Genomic DNA, 20,082 nt, shown 5'->3' with positions numbered 1-20,082 from the left:
GATAAACAGTTGTCGGCTATCACCCAAGCTGAGTCTTGGCATCTATCCTCATTTATCACAATTTGCCCTCTGTCTCTTTATTTGTCCCTTCTACTCCATGAAAACGCACATTTCAACGCAATTTCAGCATGTTAATAAATTTAACACAAACTCAACTATCATCTATCACCCTGTTTTTACGCATGAAACTGCGCTTGAAACCTGTTCGGGCGCCGTCGTTTGTGTCACTTTGACACAAAAAAATTATCCGGGGCGGCCTTACCGAGTTTTGACCACCAAGGATACAATAAACGGCCCCCATTTGGCCGAAATTCACTGTTTATTGTCATTGTGCCAGACAGCTTCCTGGGCTAAGGTGGGGCCATGAAACATCAGCCCCGCACATCCACCGCCATGGACACGCCACTGCTCGTAACGATGGCCGCTTACGACGGCGCCGAGATCCTGGACATAACCGGTCCGCTGGAAGTTTTTGCCCTTGCCAACGCCGTACACCGGGGAAATGGCGGCGAGGGACCACTCTATCGGGTCGAAATTGCGGCGGCGGCAAAAGACGCCGTTGTGGTGACGTCGTCCGGCATCAGGCTTTTGGCCGATACGTCCTGGCCAGACCGTTCCGGAGCGGATACGCTGCTGGTGGCCGGCGGTCCGGCAGCGGAACAAGCGCCGGAAGAGCTGGTGAACTGCCTGCGCCGGACGGCGCCCCTGGCGCGGCGGGTCGGGTCGATATGCACCGGCAGCTTCATTCTTGCGCGGGCAGGGCTGCTGGAAGGACGACGGGCGGCCACCCATTGGGCCAGCGTCGAACGGCTTCGCCGCCTCTATCCGCATATTGACGTCCATGAGGATGCCATCCATATCAAGGACGGCTCCGTCTATACCTCGGCTGGGGTAACGGCGGGAATAGACCTGGCGCTGGCGCTGCTGGAGGAGGATTTCGGCCGCGCGCTGGCGCTGAATGTTGCCCGGTTGATGGTGTTGTATTTCAAACGGCCCGGGGGGCAGTCCCAATTCAGCACCGGCCTTTTGGCCCAATTTCACGAAGAAGGCTCCCTTGCTCCGACCATGCAGTGGATACGCGACAATTATCGGCGCCACCTGAGCAATGAAGCGCTGGCCGACCACGCTTCCATGAGCCTGCGCAATTTCGCCCGCATCTTCAAGCGGGAGACCGGCACGACGCCGGCCCATTTTATCGAACGGGTTCGCCTTGAAGCAGCGGTCAAGCGCCTTGAAGAAACGAACCAGGCACTGGGAACCATCGCCCGGGAGTGCGGTTTTCAGTCTGGAGAACACTTCAGGGTGGCTTTTGTACGCTTCTTCAGGATCACCCCCGGTCAGTACCGGGAACGGTTCCGGTCAGGAACCGAATAATCTGTAATGGAGGATACGATGAAACAGATACGCCTTCAGGGTATCGTTATACGCTTGTTGATCATGTCGGCGTTCATTGCCGCGGCTTTGCCCGCCGCGGCCCGGACGGACGAGCCGACGGCGGCGCAGGAAACGCTGTATGAGCGGCAACCTGCACCCGCCGCCAAACAGGTAACCGTCGGTGTGCTCATTTTCCCCGGCTTCGAGATGCTGGATGCCTATGGCCCCATGGAGATGTGGGGTACCCTGAAGCATGCGCCGGCCAAGGTATGGGGTGGCGAGGAGAAAAGGGTCGGCGTGCGGTTGGTCACCATCGCCGCCAAACGGGGAGAAATTCCCTCGAACCAAGGGCCGAAAACCGTTGCCGATTTCAGCTACGACAATGCACCGCCGCTTGATTTTCTGGTGGTGCCGGGTGGTTTGGGAGTGTTCCCCCTGCTGAAGGACCAGGCAACGATGAAGTGGCTGCGGGCGCAGGCGGGGAAGGCCGGAATCGTCATGTCGGTCTGCAACGGCGCCTCTCTGCTGGCTGCAGCCGGTATTCTCGATGACCGGCCGGCAACAACCAACAAGATGGCCTTTCGCCCTTCGACCGCGCCGGGACCCAAGGTGAAATGGGTCAAAAAAGCGCGCTGGGTGGACGACGGCACGGTTGTCACTTCTTCCGGCGTCTCGGCGGGGATGGACATGAGCCTGGCGGTCATCTCGCGTCTGTACGGCAAGGATATTGCCGCTTGGCTCGAACGCGTCACCGAGTACGATGCCCATCGCGACCCATCGTGGGACCCTTTTGCGGCAAAGGCCGGCCTGGTGGAGTAGCTGCCTGCCACAACACGGCTGCGGCAGACCAATGGCCCCAAAACAACGAGGCCGTTCCCGGAAGGAACGGCCTCGCTTGGTGCTGCCGATGGATGTTGCGCCCTAGTTGCCGCTTGCCGCCCGGAAGGCGTCCATAACCTTCTGCACCGGCGCGGACGGCGCGCCGACGGTGATGAAGCCCAGCGGCCGTTCGATCTTCTTGGTGGCGACGACCGTCACCTGGGCCGGATCGACGAAACCGAGGCCGAGACCGCCGATGCCGCTGGCATCCACGGCCACCTTGTCGTTCACCTCTTTCACGAATCCCACCGCCTTGGCGCTGGCCGCATATTCGCTGTTGGCCATGACGACCTGCTTGATCAGCCCGCGGGTGGCACTGGCCTTGGCGTCGGTATAGACGGTGATCGGCAGGTCCTTGCCCCCCACGTCCTTCCAGTTGGCGATCTTGCCGGTGTGGATGTCCTTGATCTGCTCCCAGGTAAGGCTCTTCACCGGGTTGGAGGGGTGCACGACAAAAACCACCTCCGATTTTGCGATGACATGCATCTTCAGATCCGGCACCGCCTTGGTGAGACCGGCCGATTTGGCCGCCTTCACGGTGGCGTCCAGGGAGGCCGACGCCATGGCGGCGTCGCACTTCCCGTCGATGAGGTCGATCAAGCCTTTGCCGGCATTGCTCTTGTCCACGATCAGCTTGTGGCCGGTGGCCTTTTCCACGGCGGCCTGGTGCGGCGCGACCAGGTCAGTGACGACGCTGGCCGCCCCATTCAGCCTGACCTCCTGGGCCAAAGCCCCCTGTGCCAGACAGAAGGTCATGGCCGCGGCCAGGATGCCGCCCTGCAACCGGAACATACGTTTCATGGGTAGTTCTCCTCTCTGAGTTGGATAGCGTTGCAACTGACCCGGCATCAAAGTTTCCGGTGGCATTTTTCGCAATCGTTGAACACCTTCGTGCCGTCATGGCAGGTGAAGCATGCCACGGCCTTGAAATGGTCATCCATGGTCATCAGGGCCTTCTTTTTCGTATCGAAGATGGCGCTGTGGCAGTCCTTGCACACCAGCCCCCTGGAGGCATGGAGCCTTCCGTCAAATATAACCCTGCCCTGCCCCGCTCCTCCGTACAACAGCGCCTTGTCGCTGGTGGCGAACACCACGCTGCCCAGGGCGCAAAGGGCCAGGGCGATCACACCTACTGCTAACACGTTTCGCATGGTTATCTCCGGACAATGGGCATGGCAGGGGATTTGCCAACAGGGTGCCTCCCGGCGCTCCCCCGTCACGCCCATCAGGTAATGAGTGATTATGCCAGAATGTTCCTGCTCACCTTTTTCACGTCGGCGGTGCCGGTGAGGGTCATGGCCACGACCAACTCATCCTGCAACTTCTTGAGCATGAGCGCCACCCCTTCGGCGCCGCCCCCCACCGAACCCCGGACGAGGGGACGGCCGATCAGCACCGCATTGGCGCCCAGGGCCAGCATCTTCAGCACGTCGGCGCCGTAGCGCACCCCGCCGTCGGCCAGGATGACCATCCGCCCCTTGACCTTGTCGGCAATGGCGGGCAGCACCTGGGCGGTTCCCGGCGTGTGGTCCAGGACCCGGCCGCCGTGGTTCGAGACGACGATGCCGGCGGCACCGGCCTCAAGGGCCATGAGCGCCTCCTCGGGGGTCATGACCCCTTTGATCAGGAATGGCAGCTTGGTGGATTTGGCGATCTCCCGGAGTTGCTTCAGGGTCTTGGGCTCGACGGTCTTGCCCGGCAGGGCGCGCCCCGCACGGCCGGCGGAATCGATGTCGATGGCAAAGAACGGCGCGCCGGTCTGTTCAATCAGGCGGATGCGCTCGATGATCTCGGCCTGGGTGCGCGGCTTGATCTGGGCCACGGCCATCCCGCGGTACTTGGCCACGGTCTTCAGCCTGGTCTCGTAGACCGAAAGCGGGTCGCCGATGCCGTCCGCCGCAAAGCCCAGGGTGCCGGCCTGGACGCAACCGCCGATGATCCCTTCGGCGTACTCCTCTTCGCCGACCTTGCCCCCCAGCCCCATGTTATAGGTCACGCCGCCGGTTACGCCGGAGAGGATCGGCATGGAGAGCTTGGCGCCGAACAGGGTCAGGGTGGTGTCCGGTTTTTTCACGTCGTGGAAGGTGCGCATCTGCAGGTCGTATTTGGCAAGGGCCTGGAGATTGTTCCTGAAGGCCTTGCCCGAATCGATGCCGCCCATGCCCGGCACTTCGCCGGAACAGGCGACCCCGTCGCACTCGGGACAGACCCGGCAGCGGGGATACATCTTCTCGCGGGCGACCTTGAGCACGTCGGAAAGCTTCTTGGCGCCACCGCCGGCAGCGGCTGCCGAGGCCGCCTTGGCTTCCTTCTTCGCATCTTCGGCCGCATGGGCCTCGGTGCGGCCGACGGCCTGCACCGCCAGCACGCTGGCCCCCACCACTGCCGCTGTCTTGATGAAATTGCGGCGGCTCACCCCTGCGCTTTCCTGCTCTGCAGATTCGATCAATTCTTCGGACATACCAGCCTCCTTCAATGTGTGGTGACGGGACGGCCGGCCCAACGGCCGGTCCCCCACAATCTCCTTGATTGCCTGCGACAATACCCGACTGCGGCGTTATGGATAAGGCAATTGTACCGAATGGCACAAAATGGCGGTTGAATGGCAAAAATTCCGGTTGAATGGTCCTCCCCCTCGGGAAGGGGGACCAGACACCCGGAAGATGCCGGGGGGAAGGGCTATTTGCTCAGGATAAGGCGTTGTTTCAGGTCCTTGGCGTTGTAGCGGCTGACCAGCACCTCGCTGCCGCCGTTGTCGTTCATGACCAGTTTGCAACTGCCGTTGAACCAGGGGATGATCTCGATGATGCAGTTCAGGTTGACCAGGGAATTGCGGTGGACCCTGACGAAGGAGTACGGCTCCAGGACGCTTTCCAGGGTGTTGAGGGTGCTCTTGGAGGTGAACACGCCGTCTGCCGTATGGACCTGGGCCTCCCCTTCCGTGGCCCGGATGAAGACGATGCTCTCGGGCGGCACGGGGATCATCTTGCCCCCCTTATGCACCAGGATCCGCTTGATGTCGGGCTTGTCCGGGCCGTGGAGCTCCTGGAGGGGCTTGTGCGCCTGCACCTGGGTATCCAGTGCCCTGCCGGCCTTGTGGATGGACTTGGCCACCCGCTCCAGGGTGAACGGCTTGAGGATGTAGTCGAAGGCATCCACGTTAAAGGCCTGAACGGCAAACTGCTCGAAGGCGGTGGCGAAGACGACCAGCGGCTTGTCGGGGAGTTCCCTGATGACCTGGGCCAATTCTATCCCGCTCAGTCCGGGCAGCTGAATATCCAGGAACACCAGCTGCGGCCTGGTCTCCCGGATGCCCTGCAACCCCTGGGAAGGGCTGGACGCCTCGCCGAGGACCGTCACGTCGCCCACCTGCCCGAGCAGGTAGCGCAGCTCCCTGCGGGCCGGTGCCTCGTCGTCGATGATGAATACGGTGATCGTCATGCGTTCACCGGCACCCGGAAGTAGACCGTGGTCCCCTCACCCGGCTCGCTCTCGATCTTCAAACCATTCTCCTTGCCGTACAGGGCCGCCAGGCGGCTGTTGACGTTCCTGAGCGCCAGCCCCAACCCGCTCCCCGCATGGGACGCCGCCGTTTCCGACAGCAGGCTGCGGATACGTTCCCGGGACATGCCCACGCCGTTGTCCCTGATGGAGATGACCAGGCCGTCACCCCCCTTTCTGGCTCCGATATGGATCACACCGCCCCCCTCCTTGGGCAGGATGCCATGGCGCACGCCGTTTTCCACCAGCGGCTGCAGGATCAGCGAGGGAACGTTGCACGACAGGGCCTCGTCGTCGATCTCGTAGACGATGGCGAGCCGTTCCTCGAAGCGGGCCTTTTCGATGGCGATATAGGCCTCGCAGTGTTCCAGCTCCACCGACAGCGGCACCTTGTTGGCGGTGGGGCTGATGTTCTTGCGGAAGAAGTCGGCCAGCTTCACCAGCAGGCAGGATGCGGTCTGGGGGTCGGTCCGGGTATAGCTGATGATGGTGGAGATGGCGTTGAACAGGAAGTGGGGGTTGATCTGGGCTTGCAGGGCCTTGATCTCCGCCTCGGCCACCAGCTTGCGCTGGAGTTCGATCTCGCCCAGTTCAAGCTGGTTGGAGAACAGATGGGCAAGCCCGTTGGCCAGTTCCACGTCCAGTTGGCTGATGGCGTGCTCCTTCTGGCGGTACAACTCCATGACCCCCACGGTCTTGTCCCATTTCTTGAGCGGCACCACGATGGCCGAACCGAGCCTCCCCCCCTGGCTGGCGCAGCCGATGGCATCCTTCGTGGACGCGATCACCACCGTGCCGGTTTCAAAGGCCCGCCGCGCGGCGGGGGGCAGGGCATGCCCGCCCGGGGCATGCTGGTCGCCATCCAGCCCCTCGTGGGCCAGGATCTCGTTCTCGCTGGAGATGGATACCGCGTCCAGGCCGGTCATCTCCCGGATGATGTGCGACGCCTCCACGGCCGACTCGCGGTTTAGGCCATGGCGCAGATACGGCAGGGTCCTGAAGGCGATATTGAGCGTGGTCTGCGCCTGCTGCGCCATGGCCCGTTCCTGTTCGCGGGCGACGGAAGCAAGCACCTCCACGAGCACCGCGATGCCGAAGGCGTTGGAGAGGATGCTGGGGAGGCCGATGGTATGCACCACGCTCAGGGCGGCCTCCCGGGGATGGGCCAGGAGCAGGATCAGCCCCATCTTGATCGACTCGGCCACGATGCCGATGAAAAAGGCCATCAGCGGGTCGAAGGCCCTCCGGTGCAGCCTGCGGTAGAGCAGACCGGCGACAACCCCCGCCAATGGCGTCGCAATGGCGCAGGAGACGGAGGTCACCCCGCCGATATCGTAGAAATAGCGATGCGCCCCTGCTATGACCCCGGCGGACAGGCCGACCAGGGGGCCTCCCAGTATGCCGCCGATGACCACCGGAACCGTACGCAGATTGGCGATCGCCCCGTGCACCGGAAAGCCGCAGTAGGTGGCAAAAATACCGGCCGCCCCGAAATAGACGGCATGGAACAGCTTCTCGCGGCTGCTCGCCGTGGCGACTTTACCGGTCAGCAGCCGCCGGAATGGCTCGAATCTCATCATGAGGAAAAAGAGAACCGCCAGAATCCCCAGCCGTTCAAAGAGGTCAAGGGACAGGCCTACCATTTCATCCATAGAACCACCGAAGCATCCAATGCGGTATTCAAGTACAAAACCGATTGACTTATAACATAAATTCTGGCGCCACGGCGAGCAAAAAGCCTGACGGTCCGGATAGAGGCGGGAGCGGCAGGCTGTTCGGCACACCCGCAGCCCGCTTTTTGCCGCCTCCCATAATGGGAAGTCACCCTCCCCGACGAGGCGCTCCAGTTTTATCAAATTGATAACGACCCTATCAAAACAAGAATACCTTGACAAGGCTTTCCAGAACAAACGCAACAATCGCCGACAGTTGCGCAACCATAGCCAATGGCACATTCACTGCAATTACCCGTTATAACCCTCATGGGACGCCTGTCCCGAGAGCCATTGCGGAAGCCTGCCTACACACAGGACAGATGACGGGTCCCAGCCGCCGCCACGGGCCAGGAACGTGGAGGCCCGAGCCCTGCCGCTGTCCTCTCTATTTTCGATCAGGAGGGATTGCATGGTTTCATTCGAAGAAGCCCGGAACGTCATTCTGTCCTCCGTCACACCCGTCGGCACGGAGCGGATTCACCTGCTGGATGCCGTGGGCCGCGTGGTGTCCGAGGATGTGGCCGCGCCGTGGGACATGCCCTTGTGGGATAACTCGGCCATGGACGGCTATGCCGTCAGGTCCGCTGATTGCCCTGCAACCCCCGCCACACTGCGGGTCAACGGCTTTTTGCCGGCAGGGGCCAAGGCCGACGGCGTGCGCGTGGAACCGGGCTGCGCCGTCAGGATCATGACCGGCGCCCCCGCCCCCGAGGGGTGCGACGCAGTGGTGCCGGTGGAGGAGACCGACAACGGCGACCGGGAGGTCGTGCTCAACGAACCGGTCCAGAAGGGGCAGCACATCCGTTTCCGGGGCGAGGACGTGGCCGCGGGGGTGACCTTCCTCCGGGCCGGGTCGGTCATCCGCCCGCCGGAGGTGAACATGCTGGCCAGCTTCGGCATGGCGCTGGTGCCGGTCTATCGCCGCCCCACCGTGGCGATCCTCTCCACCGGCGACGAACTCGTGGAACTGGGCACCACCCCGGGGCCGGGGGAGATCGTCAACAGCAACGCCCTTTCCCTGGCGGCGGCGGTGCGGGAGGCGGGGGCGGTTCCGCTGCTCATCGGCATTGCCCGTGATGTGCGTGAAAGCCTCCAGGAGAAGCTGCGGGAAGGATTGAAGGCCGACGTCCTGATCACCTCGGCCGGCGTTTCGGCCGGTGACCGGGACTTGGTGCGTGCCATGCTGGAAGAGCAGGGGGCGCGGCAGGTATTCTGGAAGGTCGGGACCAAGCCCGGGGGCCCCACGGCCTTTGCCCTCCACGGCACGACCCTCGTGTTCTCCCTCCCCGGCAACCCGGTCTCCACCATGATCACCTTCGAGGAGTTCGTGCGGCCGGCCTTGCTCAGGATGCAGGGGCACCGCCGGGTGCTGCGGCCACTCTTCAAGGCCATCCTGCGCGAGGAGCTGCGCAAGAAGGCGGGCAAGGTCCAGATCGCGCGCATCCGCCTGGAGCGGGAGGACGGGCGCTGGTACGCCACGTCGGCCGGCAACCAGCAGACCGCGATCCTCAAGACCATGGTGGACGCCGAGGCCATCGCCGTGCTGCCGGTCGAGAGCACCCGGTTCGCCGCCGGCGACGAGGTGGACGTGCACTTCTACGGTAGCCATATCGATCTGGTTTGATAAAACGCTTTGTTGTATAATGCCGGCACGAACCAGGGCGGCTATGATGGGCCAATGCAGGGAACGCCTTGGTTTGGAAGCGGCATAACATAATCGGGGGTAGCCAATGCGCAACACAATAATCGTTTTCACCAAGGTGCCGAAACCGGGGGAGACCAAGACTCGCCTTACGACAGACCGGGGGGGAATCCTCACCTCTGAGGAGGCCGTGGCGCTGTACGAAGGGTGCCTCCTGGACGTGATAAATGTCTGTATCGCGGCAAAGAGCGGCGAGGTACGGATCTGCTACAACAACGGGGGCGATGCCGACTACCTGGAGGCCTTGCTGGCGAAGGTCTCGGACCGCTCGCAGATCAAGGAAGTTTATGCCGACAAGGCCGGGAACTTCGATGACTGCATGCAGTATGCCGCCGACTACATCCTGAAGGACGGCGCCCCGGACCGGGCGGCCGACAGCATTCTCATCGTCGGCGGGGATATCCCCACCCTCCAGCCGTACATCATCCGGGACGCGGTCGCGAAACTGGGACGACTTGCCGGCAGCAAGGCCGGGCTGGCGGCAAAAAAGGACAATGCTGCAGACCAGCCCCTTGGGGCGGCCGTGGTGGAAGGGGCCTGCCAGGAGGGCGGGTTCTCCATCGTGGGGTACACCTACACCACACCCTTCGATTTCAAGGGCGTATTCTACAACCAGGACGGGATAACGGCGCTGGACATGCTGGTGGCCAAGGCGAGCGGCAAGAACCTGCCGCTGGGGGTCGTCGAAGCGGTCCCGGATGTGGATATCCCCGTTGACCTGGCGAGCATGATCCCGGTGGTAAAGGCGCTGAAACTGGCCGCCGCCAATGACGAAAACATCCTGGTCCCGGCACATACCATCGGGATACTCGAGGAGATCGGGCTGGAGAGCACGGCCCAGCCGCCGCAGCGGTAGACAGCGCCCTGCGGGGAAAGAACCGGGAAGAGACCGCCGATGAGGGAGATGTCCGTGAACAATAGCGAACTTGCCGAATCATGTAAAAGACTGCTGACGCTCCGCTGGTCGCCCGTTGCCGTAAAGCTTTTGAAACCGGGCGAAGAGGCACCGGAGGGCGTTGCAGAGCCCTCCCTGCCCCTCCGGCACTGCCAGGCCATAACGGCCGCCAGACGGGGGAACAGCATCTATATGCCCCCAGCAAACACGCCTGCCCCGACGGCTCCGCGATCATGGGGCTGGTTCCCATGTCGCCCAAACTGCGCTCCGGCGAACTGTACCTGCTGTTCAAGAAGCTGCCCAACATCGAAATCGCGCAGAAGATGATCGCCTCACGGCCGGAGTTCGAGGCGGGGGCGTATCGGGCATCGGTCGTCGCCCCCCTGGAGGATGCCCGGTTCGAACCGGACGTGGTGATCTTCACCATCTATCCCGAGCAGATCATGTGGCTCTGCTGCGCCTCCAGCTACGGCAGCGGTGAACGGCAGGTGTTCCATACCTCGGGGTACAACTCCACCTGCGCCGACCTGACCGTGCAGGTCATGAAAAGCCAAAAGATGAATATCTCCTTCGGCTGCTACGGGGCCCGGGCCATCAGCGACATCAACGATTTCGAGGCCTACCTTTCCGTCCCGTACCACCAACTCCCCGCCCTTGTGGCGTCGCTGGAAAAACTGGCGGTCAAGAGCATCCCGGAGGCGCGCCGCAAGATCTACATGCCGCCGGTCATGGACAATGTCAGGCCATCGGAACATCCCGAAGACTACAGCGTACAGGTGCACATCGACGATGAGCGCTGCAACGGCTGCGGCCTGTGCGTGGCCTTCTGCCCGGAGGCGGTGCTCGAGATGCGGACCACGGTAGGGGGCGGGAAGGCCGTGGCGGCCGCGCCCGAAAAATGCTGCACCTGTTATACCTGTGTCGGCCAATGCCCGCAAAAGGCGATCCAACTGGAACTGCGGCAGAAATGACGGCACCGGACAGGGAGGATACCTGCGTGTATGACATCGTGTTTGCGACAGACGAGGACGAGACCGAACTGCGGGGCATCTTCCTGGACGAGAACATGGATATTGCCGGAGAGATGCAGGAGCACGTCCTGATACAAGAGGCCGGCGAGATCATCGGCGGGGGCATGCTGACCCAAACCGGCGAGGCGGAGTTTCACCTGCTGGTGTTTGCGGTCAAGGGGAGCGCACGCAGCCACGGCGCCGGCAGCATCCTGCTCAGGGAGCTGATCGGACAGCCGTGGCGCTACTCCCGCAACGGCACGTCGGCACCCATCGGGGCCTATACGGTCACGACGGCGGCAAAGGGGAAAAGCTCGGGGTTTTACCGGAAAAACGGTTTTGTGACCTGCGCTTTTAGCGACTTGGCGGCCCCGTTCGACGAGCAGTGCCGCGAATGCCCGGACCGGGACAACTGCAACCCGGTACCCATGAGGTATGCCGGATGCGTGGCGCACAACGGGCCCGAATGCGCCGCCGGTGGGGGCGCCCCATGAGCGGCGGTGCGACCTTCAGGATCATGGGGTCCGGCGCGGGACCGGGGGCACCGTCCTTTTTCTGCGATTGCGCGGGATGCCGGGACGCCCGGGAGAACCCGGCCCATGCCAGGACCCGGAGCGGGGCGCTCGTCACCGCCGGGCAGACGCAGATCCTCCTGGACACCCCGCCCGACCTGCGGGCCCAATTGGTCCGGGAGCAAATCAAAGCCATCGACCGCGTATTTCTCACCCACTGGCATTACGACCATTTCGGCGGGATCGGCGAACTGGAATACTATGTCAAGCTGCAGCGGAAAGAGCCGATACCGCTCTATCTGCCCCCCACGGCCGTGGAGCAGTTCGCAAGGGCGTTTCCCGACCTGGACGAGGTATTTGCCGTAACCGCCTGGCGGTTCAACGAACCGCACCCCTTCGACGGCGTCACCATTACCCCGCTCCCCGCCAATCACGGCATAGAGACCGCGGGCTTTCTGGTGGCCTCGGCCGGAAAGCGGCTCGCCTATTTTCCCGACACCGCCGGTCTGCCGGCCGAAACCGCAGGGGCAGTGGCGGGTGTGGATTGGCTGGTCTGCGATGCCACGTTCCATGGGGACAACTGGTTTCCCCACAGCCACATGTCGGTGGATGAGGCCATCGGCCTGGGCAGGGAGGTGGGGGCAGGGACGACGGTGCTTACCCATATGTCGATCCACTACAGCCGGCCGGTCACCGCCGGGGAGTTGCAGGAGACGGTCTCACGGCACCCCAATGTGCTGGCGGCCCATGACGGCATGAAGATTACCCTTTGACAGAGAAAGGACCAAACGACATGAAGAATTCCCTTGGCCCCAAGCCGCTGGCGGTGCCCTCGCCCGTATGGGTGATCGGCAGCTACGGTCCCGACGGGCGGCCCAATATCATGGTTGCCTCCTGGGGGGGATCTGCTGCACCATGCCCCCCTGCGTGGCAATCTCCATCCAGTCGACGCGGTTGACCCACGCCAATATCCTGGAACACAACGCCTTCACAATCAGTGTCCCCTCCAGGGAGCATCTTGCAGCAACAGACTATCTGGGCATCGTTTCCGGTGCCGACGTCGAAAAATTTCCGGCGGCCGGACTGACCGCCGTAAAGAGCGATCTGGTGGACGCCCCCTATGTGGACGAGTTCCCGCTGGTCATGGAATGCCGGATGCTCTACTCCATTGAGATCGGTTCCCATACCCAGTTCATCGGCCAGATCATCGATGTGAAATCCGACGAGGGAGTACTTGGCGAGAATGGCTTGCCGGTTGCCGGGAAGATCGACCCGCTCATCGGCAGTTCCGGCGACAGGGCCTATTACGCCCTGGGAGACTGCCTGGGGCAGGCCTACGCGCCGGGATTGGAACTGATCGATGAACCCGAGCGCGAACAGATCCGAAGCAAGCTGCAGGAGATGCAGGCCTAGGACGCCCTGCCGATTGGCTCATGAGGCCGCTTTCAGATCAGGGACGAAACCGGTGCCTTGATGTGAAAGCGGCATCACCCGCCCGCCGCCGCATGCCCTGGAAACGACACGGGCCTGGCGGCAACCGGGCGCATTTTTTCGCCCCGTGCACCGATCCCCCACCAACGAGCCCACACTCCTGCAAGAAACCTTTTCCCTTGTTTTTTCTTCGTGTTGGACCGATTGCGGTGCAATTTGAGCAACGACTGGTATGAATTTCTGAAATAGCGGGTAGAATTTATGCAGAGACGAGCCAAGATATTCGGAACGGAGCAATGACTGGCCATATGTGCGGACGATTCACTTCCATCCTCTCTCCGGAAACCCTCGCGGCCATATTCCATGTGACCGCCCCGGCGGACCTGGAACCGCGCTATAACATTGCGCCGACCCAGGCGGTGAATGTCGTCCGGCGGACGGGCGATGGGCGCAACAGGCTTGACGAAATGACATGGGGACTCATACCGTCATGGTCCAGGGGGAGGGATCTGGGCCGCCACATGATCAACGCCAGGTGCGAGACCGTCCACGAGAAGCCGGCGTTCCGCCATGCGATCAGGCACCAGCGCTGCATTGTCCCGGCGTCCGGCTTCTACGAGTGGCAGCAGGCCGAGGGGGGCAAGCAGCCGTACTACATCCACCCGGTGGATGACTCGCCCATGGGGTTTGCCGGGATATGGGAGCAGTGGCGAACCCCCGAAGGGGATATGCTGCAAAGCGTCTGCATCCTCACCACCTCCGCCAACACGTCCATGGAGGCGATCCATGACCGCATGCCGGTGATCCTGGCCCCCGACGGCTATTCCTTCTGGCTGGACCACAACAGGCAGGAGCCGGAAGAGTTCCGCCACCTCTACCACCCCTACCCTCCGGAATTGCTCCAGGCGCATAAGGTGCCCGACCTGATCAACAATCCGCGTTTCGACAGCCCGGCGTGCATCGTACAGGTGTAGACGCACGCCGGTAAAAAATTCCGTCAGCAGGCCGCGGCGGCCCCCGCGTCCAAGGCCGCCAGGGCCTCTTCCAGCAGGGCGGGTTTGTCCTGCAGTTTCCGCCGGATGGTCCTGGCCAGTTCCTCTGCCGTGCAGAAAAGACGCCCCGTGGAGAGGGCGCGGCCGAGGACGATCAGATTGACCGCCTGGGGGTTGCCCAATTGCACGGCCAGGGTGTCGGCGTTGACGGTCGCCGCTTCCGCGGGGGGAACGGCGGCCCCGGCATTGGCCGTTATCCACCCGTCCGGTTTCAGAAAGGAGCCGTGGAGCTCCACGTTGCCCGGCTTGAGGGCGATCAGGCCATCGGCTCTACCCGGACGCACCAGCCGGTTGGAGAACGCCCCCACCTTGAGGTGGGAGATGACGACACCATCGACCTGAGCCGCGCCGTGGGTCTCGGAGGTCATTACCGGCAACCCCTTGGCAATGGCGGTCTCCGCCAAAAGCCGGGTGATGAAGAGAATCCCCTGGCCGTTCACTCCGGAGATGATCAACTGTTGTGAAATCATTGCTGCACTGCCTCCTCCTCGCTCGTATCGTGCCGAAGCACCTTTCCGTTCATGCGACGCCGTCGTGTCGCCACCAGTCGTCGTCAAAAAGAGACGGCGGCTTTCCGGCCGCCGTTCCGTTCTTCCGGTACGCCTGATACCGCTCATGGGGCTAGCAAAGACGCCCCCTGCTATGCCAACCGGAACTGCCTGACCAGGGAACGGAGGTCGTCCGACAACCGGGCGAGCTGCCCGGCGGCGGCGGCCGATTGCTGGGAGCCCCGGGCCGTGTGGTGGACCACATCGGAGATCTGGTGGATGTTGTTGGTGATCTCCGAAGTGGTGGCCGACTGCTCTTCCGCCGCCGTGGCGATCTGGCTCACCTGCATGGTGACGGTATTGATCTGGTCCAGGATCTCCTGGATGGCAGCGCCTGATCTGGAGGCCTCTTCCGTACCCTGCCGGACCTCCCGGACCCCCTCCTGCATCACGGCCACCGCCCCCTTGGTCTCCGTCTGGATCGCCTTGATCATGGCGCCGATCTCCTTGGTCGCCGTGGTGGTGCGTTCGGCCAGGGCCCGCACCTCATCGGCGACAACCGCGAAACCGCGTCCCTGCTCCCCGGCCCGGGCCGCTTCGATGGCCGCATTCAGGGCCAGCAGGTTGGTCTGGTCGGCGATGTCCTCGATGGTCCCCACAATGGCGCCGATCTGGTCCGACCGGGCGCCGAGCCCTTCCACGCTCTGGGCCGTCGCGGTGACCCGCTCGGCGATGCGGGTCATGACGCTCACCGTCTGCGCCACCACCTCGGCACCGGTCTGGGCCGCGCCGGTCGCCTGCCGGGACCCCTGGGCCGCAGCGTGGCAGTTCTGGGCGATGTCGCCGGAGGTGGCCGACAACTCCTCACTGGCGGTCGCCACGGTCTGGGCCTGGCCGGAAACCTCCTCCGCCCCGGTGGCGATCTGTTCCGATGTGGACTGGAGCTGGTTCGACGCGGTCGCCACCTGGATCGAGGTGTCGTTGACCCTCTGGAGGGTGTCGCGCAGGCTCTCGGTCATGGTGGCGAAGGAGGCGGCCAGCACGCCGATCTCGTCCCGGGATTCCTGCTGGATCTTCACCGTCAGGTCGCCGGCGGCGATCTTTTCCGCCTGCTGCACCAGCCTGTGCACCGGCCGGGTGATCAGGCGGGTGCTCACCACGCCGAAGACAAAGGCAATCGCCAGCATGACCACGGTGCAGACCATGGACAGGATCAGCGCCGAATCGGTGATGGCGATGGCCGCCTCGGTCCCCTTGTTGCCGTGGGCGATCCTGGCGGCGGTCAGCGCCTTCAACTGCTCCGTGCAGTTCTTCACGATCTGGATCGATTCGGGTGTTCTGCCGTAGGCATCCGCCTCGGCGGCCCTGCCCGCGACGATCATCTCGTAGATCTTGTCAAGAAGGGTATTGTACTGGGTGATCGACTTCCGCAACTCCTCCGCGGCGTCTTTCGCTTCGCTGGAGCTGGCGGCAATGGCGATCAATGCGTCGTTTGCGGCCTTGAAGCTGTCTCTCCGGAGGGCGCTCCCCTTCTGCTTGGCTTCCGGGGTCTGGGCGATGGTGACGTCCCGGGTGGCCACCCGCATCTTCTGGAAGGCTTCGGTCAGATCGACCAGGTCTTTCATCGGCTTGATGTCCTGTGCGTACAATTGCTGCTGCATCCCCTTGATGTGGGACAAGCGCAGCGCATTCACCACATTAACCGCCGTTGCGATAACGGCCAGAAACAGGAAACCGGCAAAAAGCTTCGTCCCTACCCGGGCATTCTTATGCACAGACATCACTACCTCCGAATTCAGCAGAATAGCCCCACAACCGGGGGCGGTATAAATCACCGGCCAAACGGAAAGGCCCCCGACCATGCGACGACCTCCCGGCATGCCGGTTCCGTGGCCGCGGAGTGTCAAGGCAAACCTGCCGGTCGTCAAGGGAAGGGAAATCGGGGCAATGGGCGAAGTAAACGCGAAAGGAGGTCCCCACAACCGTGACGTTTTCCGTCGTCACACCACGCATGGGCAGGACACGCCGTGCGCCGTGCTTCGTCATGGCGGTTGCCGGCACCAACTTACCTGCTCGTGCGCTTGTCAGTTGCAGCGAATGTGCCATAGGGGGACATGGATACAACAGCCTGAAATCGCACGATTTGTCTATCGGAAACCGATAGGGATGCTCTTTTTATGATAAGGCGTTTCTCAATTTGAAATGTTTACGAAATTATCAGGAAAGTTTCGAGATTGTTGGATATTTCACCGGGGACCGGCAGACGTCGGCTCGAGGGGAGGAATTGAGTTCGTACCCGCTCAATCCCCGTTGTTCCGGGGCACCCCACGCCTGCGGTAAAGCCGTGCGCTAAAAGCAGCCTGGCCATTGGAACGGATGAAACCGGTGGGGCAGACGCCACGGCAGGCGTGGCAGGTGCCGCATGCCCCGGTATCCGACGGGCCGTGGACATACCCGATTCTGAGCCGTTTACCCCTGCCCAGGAATGCCAGTTTGTTCTTGCCGATGCCGGTGCACATGCCGATGCACCGCCCGCAGAGAATGCAGCCGGGCGGCATTGCCGGAGTGGCGGCGTCAGTGCCGTCAGCGGAAAGGGGTGGCAGCGCGGCATCGGGGTATTGTCCCCCGTTGTCCCCCTTTTCCGCCGCCGCCAGCACTGCCCGCAGCATCACCTCGACGGCCGGTTCGTTAAAGGGACCGCGCGCCAACAACAGCCGGGCGGCCCAGGAGCGCAGCTGGTGGATATGAGGCGAAACCGTCCTTACGGTGAGCCCCGGCTCACAACGGAGCAGACAGGCATGCTCCGCCCGCCAGCCATCCCGGTCACGCACCTCGACGATGCACAGGCTGCACCGTCCCTGCTCCCCCGTGCGGGGATGGTGGCAGAGTCCCGGTATGGGGAAGCCCAGTGCCCTGAGGGCCGTCAGCAGGGGGAGAGCGGGCTCGACCTGGAGCGGCTGGCCATCCACCGTTATCCGGATGCGCGGCTCCGTCATGGCTTCCCCCGGGGGACGGCGACGATGCAGCCATGGGGGCAGATTTCAACGCAGATCCTGCAGCGGACGCAGAGATCGTCGTCAAAGGAATAGCGGGCCGCCCCCCTCGTGCCCGGGTGCAATTTTACCGCATTGACCGGGCACGCCTCGTAGCAGCCGAGGCAGTCCGTGCAGAGGGAGGGAATAATCTCCAACCGGATCAAAGCCTTGCAGGAAGCGGCGGGGCAAACCCCGTCAAGGTGTGCGGCATAGTCTCCCCGAAAATGGCGGAGCGTCGTCAGCAGCGGATTGACCGCCGAGCGCCCCAGCCCGCACCGCGAGAGGTCCGGGATGGCATGGGCCAACTCCTCCATCCTTTCGATCGTGTCCGGGGTCCCCCTGTTGGCGGTGAGACGCGCCAGCATCCCTTCCAGCGTGGCCAGGCCGTCCCGGCACAGCAGGCATTGACCGCACGATTCGGCAGCCATGAAGCTGACCAGATGATGGACAAGGTCCACCAGGCAGCGGGTTGCATCCAGTACGACCAGGCCGCCGGAACCGATCATGGCGCCCACGGAGGCAACCGCAGAGAAATCCAGGGGAAAATCGTCGTAGGGCACGATACCGCCGGAGGGGCCGCCGATCTGCAATGCATTGACGTTGCCGGGCGCTGCGCCGCCGATCCCCTCCACGACGGTCCGGGCGCCCGTACCGAGGGGGATCTCGATGAAGCCGGCGTTTGGTATGTCGCCGGTCAGGCAGAAGATCTTGGTCCCCGGACTGTCGCCGTTGCCCGCCCCACGGAAGTCGTCGGCGCCGCGGGCGATTATCCAGGGTACATTGGCCAGGGTCTCCACGTTGTTGATCACCGTCGGATGGCCGCGGTAACCGCTCTGGGCCGGGTACGGCGGGCGGGGCGCGGGTTCGCCGCGATGTCCTTCCATGACCCGGAGCAGGGAGGTTTCCTCTCCGCAGACGAACGCCCCCGCGCTTTGGGTGATGCCGATCCGGAGCGAGAAGTCCGTTCCCAGGATGTTCCCCCCCAGGAGCCCGGCGGCCCGGGCATCGGCGATCGCCCGCCGCAGGCGCTCCACCGACAGCGGATACTCGCGGCGCACAAAGATGTGGGCCTGGTCGGCGCCGACGGCATAGGCGGCCAGCATGATCCCCTCCAGGACCCGGTGGGGGTCGCTTTCCAGGAGGGTCCGGTCCATGTAGGCGCCGGGGTCGCCTTCGTCCCCGTTGGCGATGACGATCCGCTGCCGGTCGGCGCCGGCGGCCGCGCTCTCCCACTTGTGGCCGGTCCTGAAACCGCCGCCCCCCCGGCCGCGCAGCCCCGAGGCGGTGACCTCGGCGATCACCCGGGAGGGACTGAGTTCCAGCAACGCCTTCGCAAAAGCGAAATACCCGCCGGCGGCGACGTACTCGGGCAGGCTGGTGGGGTCGATGAGGCCGCAGTTGCCGCTGACGCGCCGCGTCTGATGTTCGAAAAAGGCGGCGAAATTGCCGTCGATGACCGTTTCGACTTCCAGGTCCTCATAGCCGGTGAGCAGACCCGGCTCCCGCTCACGCATGACCAGCCAGGCCCCCTTCTGCAACGTCCCCATCTGGGCCGTGCGGATGATGGGCCAATGCAGGTGGCTGCCGACCCTGCCGAAGAGGTAATGCCGGCCGTCCGGGGTGCGGACATCCACCAGCGGCTCCCCGAAGCAGGCACCGAGGCACCCCACATGGCGTACCACGACCCTGTCTTTGAAATCGGGGCGGGCGGCCAGCAGGGCCAAGCGCTCGCCGGCTCCGGCCGCCAGGCCGCAGGTGGCTGCGCCCACGCCGATCCGGGACATGGTGGTTGGGCAGAGGAGCCGGTGCCCCTGTTGGGCCAGTTCCACGAGCACGGGGGGGATATTCCGCAAACCGGCCCGGGCGGCCAGGAGCTGCGCGATCTCTTCCGCAGCACGGGGGCGGGCGGACGGGGTGCTCTCCTGCCCGGTCCCCCGCTGCACGCCGCGATATACCCCGCCGCCGGCCGCGGTTTTCTCAGTCGGGGAGGACATCGTCCTTCTTCAGCTCCCGCAGCCGGGCAGACATCCGATGCGATTTCACCGGCCCTTCGAGCTTGCCATTGACACGTATCACCGGTGCCAGGCTGCATGCCCCGACGCACTGCACCTTGTCCAGGGTGATGAAACCGTCGGTGGAGGTGCCGTCGGCATCGAGTTCCACTTCGCCGGCCAGCCGGTCGTAGACCAGGTCGGCGCCCCGGGCATAGCAGGCGGTGCCGTAACAGACGGACAGATGGTTCCTCCCCAGGGGGCAGGTGCGAAAGGAATCGAAAAAACCGACCAGGGCGTGCAAGGCGGATTCCGGTTGCCGGGTCAGCAGTGCCAGGCTCCGCAGCTCCTCTTCCGGGATGTGGCCGTTTTTCTCCTGCAAGCCGTTGAGGATATTGACAAGCTGTTGTTCGATCTCGGGCAGATCCCGGATGATTTCGGACAAGCAGGGCGGTACGCCGGTATCTTCAGGATCTGACATCTGCCTTCCTCATTGG

18 protein-coding genes and 2 pseudogenes are annotated in these 20,082 nt (G+C 63.5%); 10 read left to right on the top strand and 10 right to left on the bottom strand.

Going from position 1 to position 20,082, the window contains the following annotated elements; genetic code table 11:
- The first annotated feature begins 363 nt into the window (after positions 1-363).
- Together FO488_RS02045 and FO488_RS02040 are read left to right on the top strand one after the other, a co-directional pair.
- Positions 364-1,374, top strand: coding sequence for a GlxA family transcriptional regulator (locus FO488_RS02045; protein WP_149209002.1), 1,011 nt, complete (start codon positions 364-366; stop codon positions 1,372-1,374).
- 18 nt (positions 1,375-1,392) lie between these two features.
- Entirely contained in the window at positions 1,393-2,193 is an 801-nt protein-coding gene (locus FO488_RS02040; RefSeq protein WP_168205838.1) for a DJ-1/PfpI family protein, read from the top strand.
- Between the two features lie 102 nt (positions 2,194-2,295).
- Here FO488_RS02040 and FO488_RS02035 read toward each other — a convergent pair whose 3' ends face one another.
- The 5 genes from FO488_RS02035 to FO488_RS02015 all read right to left on the bottom strand — a co-directional run bounded on the left by FO488_RS02035 (position 2,296) and on the right by FO488_RS02015 (position 7,406).
- On the bottom strand, positions 2,296-3,054 hold the full coding sequence (locus tag FO488_RS02035) for a substrate-binding domain-containing protein (protein ID WP_168205837.1): 759 nt from the start codon (positions 3,052-3,054) through the stop codon (positions 2,296-2,298).
- A gap of 47 nt (positions 3,055-3,101) precedes the next feature.
- A complete protein-coding gene (locus FO488_RS02030) occupies positions 3,102-3,404 on the bottom strand; it encodes a c(7)-type cytochrome triheme domain-containing protein (RefSeq protein WP_168205836.1) in 303 nt (100 codons plus the stop codon).
- 89 nt (positions 3,405-3,493) lie between these two features.
- Positions 3,494-4,714 carry an alpha-hydroxy-acid oxidizing protein gene (locus tag FO488_RS02025; protein WP_149208998.1) on the bottom strand — a complete coding sequence of 407 codons (1,221 nt, stop codon included), beginning with the start codon at positions 4,712-4,714 and terminating at the stop codon, positions 3,494-3,496.
- 218 nt (positions 4,715-4,932) lie between these two features.
- Positions 4,933-5,694, bottom strand: a complete 762-nt coding sequence (locus FO488_RS02020) for a LytTR family DNA-binding domain-containing protein (protein WP_149208997.1) — start codon at positions 5,692-5,694, stop codon at positions 4,933-4,935.
- Positions 5,691-7,406 carry a sensor histidine kinase gene (locus FO488_RS02015; protein ID WP_240732131.1) on the bottom strand — a complete coding sequence of 572 codons (1,716 nt, stop codon included), beginning with the start codon at positions 7,404-7,406 and terminating at the stop codon, positions 5,691-5,693. Before FO488_RS02015 ends, FO488_RS02020 begins: the two co-directional genes overlap by 4 nt.
- A 472-nt stretch (positions 7,407-7,878) precedes the next feature.
- Here FO488_RS02015 and glp point away from each other — a divergent pair, with 472 nt between their 5' ends.
- The 8 genes and pseudogenes from glp to FO488_RS01980 all read left to right on the top strand — a co-directional run bounded on the left by glp (position 7,879) and on the right by FO488_RS01980 (position 13,993).
- Positions 7,879-9,093: a gephyrin-like molybdotransferase Glp gene (gene glp, locus FO488_RS02010; protein ID WP_149208996.1), complete on the top strand. Its 1,215-nt coding sequence runs from the start codon at positions 7,879-7,881 to the stop codon at positions 9,091-9,093.
- A 106-nt stretch (positions 9,094-9,199) separates the two neighbouring features.
- A complete protein-coding gene (locus tag FO488_RS02005; protein ID WP_149208995.1) occupies positions 9,200-10,027 on the top strand; it encodes a DUF2064 domain-containing protein in 828 nt (275 codons plus the stop codon).
- 39 nt (positions 10,028-10,066) lie between these two features.
- Positions 10,067-10,668 (top strand): annotated as a pseudogene (locus FO488_RS20570) (DUF169 domain-containing protein); the annotation flags it as partial.
- A gap of 114 nt (positions 10,669-10,782) precedes the next feature.
- The gene (locus FO488_RS20565; RefSeq protein WP_370514336.1) at positions 10,783-11,037 is read left to right on the top strand and encodes a ferredoxin family protein; all 255 of its coding nucleotides are present in this window, start codon (positions 10,783-10,785) and stop codon (positions 11,035-11,037) included.
- Positions 11,034-11,570 carry a GNAT family N-acetyltransferase gene (locus FO488_RS01995; protein ID WP_168205835.1) on the top strand — a complete coding sequence of 179 codons (537 nt, stop codon included), beginning with the start codon at positions 11,034-11,036 and terminating at the stop codon, positions 11,568-11,570. Before FO488_RS20565 ends, FO488_RS01995 begins: the two co-directional genes overlap by 4 nt.
- Positions 11,567-12,361: an MBL fold metallo-hydrolase gene (locus FO488_RS01990; protein ID WP_149208993.1), complete on the top strand. Its 795-nt coding sequence runs from the start codon at positions 11,567-11,569 to the stop codon at positions 12,359-12,361. Before FO488_RS01995 ends, FO488_RS01990 begins: the two co-directional genes overlap by 4 nt.
- Positions 12,362-12,381: 20 nt before the next feature.
- Positions 12,382-13,001: pseudogene (locus tag FO488_RS01985) on the top strand (flavin reductase family protein).
- Positions 13,002-13,327: 326 nt separating this feature from the next.
- Complete coding sequence (locus tag FO488_RS01980) at positions 13,328-13,993, top strand: SOS response-associated peptidase (protein ID WP_149208992.1); 666 nt, start codon at positions 13,328-13,330, stop codon at positions 13,991-13,993.
- A gap of 23 nt (positions 13,994-14,016) precedes the next feature.
- Here FO488_RS01980 and FO488_RS01975 read toward each other — a convergent pair whose 3' ends face one another.
- The 5 genes from FO488_RS01975 to FO488_RS01955 all read right to left on the bottom strand — a co-directional run bounded on the left by FO488_RS01975 (position 14,017) and on the right by FO488_RS01955 (position 20,066).
- Entirely contained in the window at positions 14,017-14,541 is a 525-nt protein-coding gene (locus FO488_RS01975; protein ID WP_149208991.1) for an indolepyruvate oxidoreductase subunit beta, read from the bottom strand.
- A 170-nt stretch (positions 14,542-14,711) separates the two neighbouring features.
- Entirely contained in the window at positions 14,712-16,340 is a 1,629-nt protein-coding gene (locus FO488_RS01970) for a methyl-accepting chemotaxis protein (protein WP_149208990.1), read from the bottom strand.
- Between the two features lie 519 nt (positions 16,341-16,859).
- Entirely contained in the window at positions 16,860-17,555 is a 696-nt protein-coding gene (locus FO488_RS01965; RefSeq protein ID WP_149208989.1) for a 2Fe-2S iron-sulfur cluster-binding protein, read from the bottom strand.
- Positions 17,552-19,588, bottom strand: coding sequence for an NADH-ubiquinone oxidoreductase-F iron-sulfur binding region domain-containing protein (locus FO488_RS01960; RefSeq protein WP_149208988.1), 2,037 nt, complete (start codon positions 19,586-19,588; stop codon positions 17,552-17,554). The genes FO488_RS01965 and FO488_RS01960 overlap by 4 nt, the downstream gene beginning before the upstream one ends.
- Positions 19,572-20,066, bottom strand: a complete 495-nt coding sequence (locus FO488_RS01955) for an NAD(P)H-dependent oxidoreductase subunit E (RefSeq protein ID WP_149208987.1) — start codon at positions 20,064-20,066, stop codon at positions 19,572-19,574. The genes FO488_RS01960 and FO488_RS01955 overlap by 17 nt, the downstream gene beginning before the upstream one ends.
- Between the last annotated feature and the right edge of the window lie 16 nt (positions 20,067-20,082).

Source organism: Geobacter sp. FeAm09, assembly GCF_008330225.1.
In the GTDB taxonomy this organism is placed as follows: domain Bacteria; phylum Desulfobacterota; class Desulfuromonadia; order Geobacterales; family Pseudopelobacteraceae; genus Oryzomonas.
Note: the sequence above shows the minus strand (reverse complement) of the source record. Positions and strands in the feature narration are given on the sequence as shown.

Bases quoted from the DNA above. Each gene is read 5' to 3' on its own strand.
- FO488_RS02005 (WP_149208995.1), top strand. From the start codon at position 9,200: ATGCGCAACACAATAATCGTTTTCACCAAGGTGCCGAAACCGGGGGAG.
- FO488_RS01965 (WP_149208989.1), bottom strand. From the start codon at position 17,555: ATGACGGAGCCGCGCATCCGGATAACGGTGGATGGCCAGCCGCTCCAG.
- FO488_RS01995 (WP_168205835.1), top strand. From the start codon at position 11,034: ATGACGGCACCGGACAGGGAGGATACCTGCGTGTATGACATCGTGTTT.
- FO488_RS02035 (WP_168205837.1), bottom strand. From the start codon at position 3,054: ATGAAACGTATGTTCCGGTTGCAGGGCGGCATCCTGGCCGCGGCCATG.
- FO488_RS02025 (WP_149208998.1), bottom strand. From the start codon at position 4,714: ATGTCCGAAGAATTGATCGAATCTGCAGAGCAGGAAAGCGCAGGGGTG.
- FO488_RS02030 (WP_168205836.1), bottom strand. From the start codon at position 3,404: ATGCGAAACGTGTTAGCAGTAGGTGTGATCGCCCTGGCCCTTTGCGCC.
- FO488_RS01970 (WP_149208990.1), bottom strand. From the start codon at position 16,340: ATGTCTGTGCATAAGAATGCCCGGGTAGGGACGAAGCTTTTTGCCGGT.
- FO488_RS02045 (WP_149209002.1), top strand. From the start codon at position 364: ATGAAACATCAGCCCCGCACATCCACCGCCATGGACACGCCACTGCTC.
- FO488_RS01990 (WP_149208993.1), top strand. From the start codon at position 11,567: ATGAGCGGCGGTGCGACCTTCAGGATCATGGGGTCCGGCGCGGGACCG.
- FO488_RS02040 (WP_168205838.1), top strand. From the start codon at position 1,393: ATGAAACAGATACGCCTTCAGGGTATCGTTATACGCTTGTTGATCATG.
- FO488_RS01955 (WP_149208987.1), bottom strand. From the start codon at position 20,066: ATGTCAGATCCTGAAGATACCGGCGTACCGCCCTGCTTGTCCGAAATC.
- FO488_RS01960 (WP_149208988.1), bottom strand. From the start codon at position 19,588: ATGTCCTCCCCGACTGAGAAAACCGCGGCCGGCGGCGGGGTATATCGC.
- FO488_RS20565 (WP_370514336.1), top strand. From the start codon at position 10,783: ATGCCGCCGGTCATGGACAATGTCAGGCCATCGGAACATCCCGAAGAC.
- FO488_RS01975 (WP_149208991.1), bottom strand. From the start codon at position 14,541: ATGATTTCACAACAGTTGATCATCTCCGGAGTGAACGGCCAGGGGATT.
- FO488_RS02020 (WP_149208997.1), bottom strand. From the start codon at position 5,694: ATGACGATCACCGTATTCATCATCGACGACGAGGCACCGGCCCGCAGG.
- FO488_RS01980 (WP_149208992.1), top strand. From the start codon at position 13,328: ATGTGCGGACGATTCACTTCCATCCTCTCTCCGGAAACCCTCGCGGCC.
- glp (WP_149208996.1), top strand. From the start codon at position 7,879: ATGGTTTCATTCGAAGAAGCCCGGAACGTCATTCTGTCCTCCGTCACA.
- FO488_RS02015 (WP_240732131.1), bottom strand. From the start codon at position 7,406: ATGGATGAAATGGTAGGCCTGTCCCTTGACCTCTTTGAACGGCTGGGG.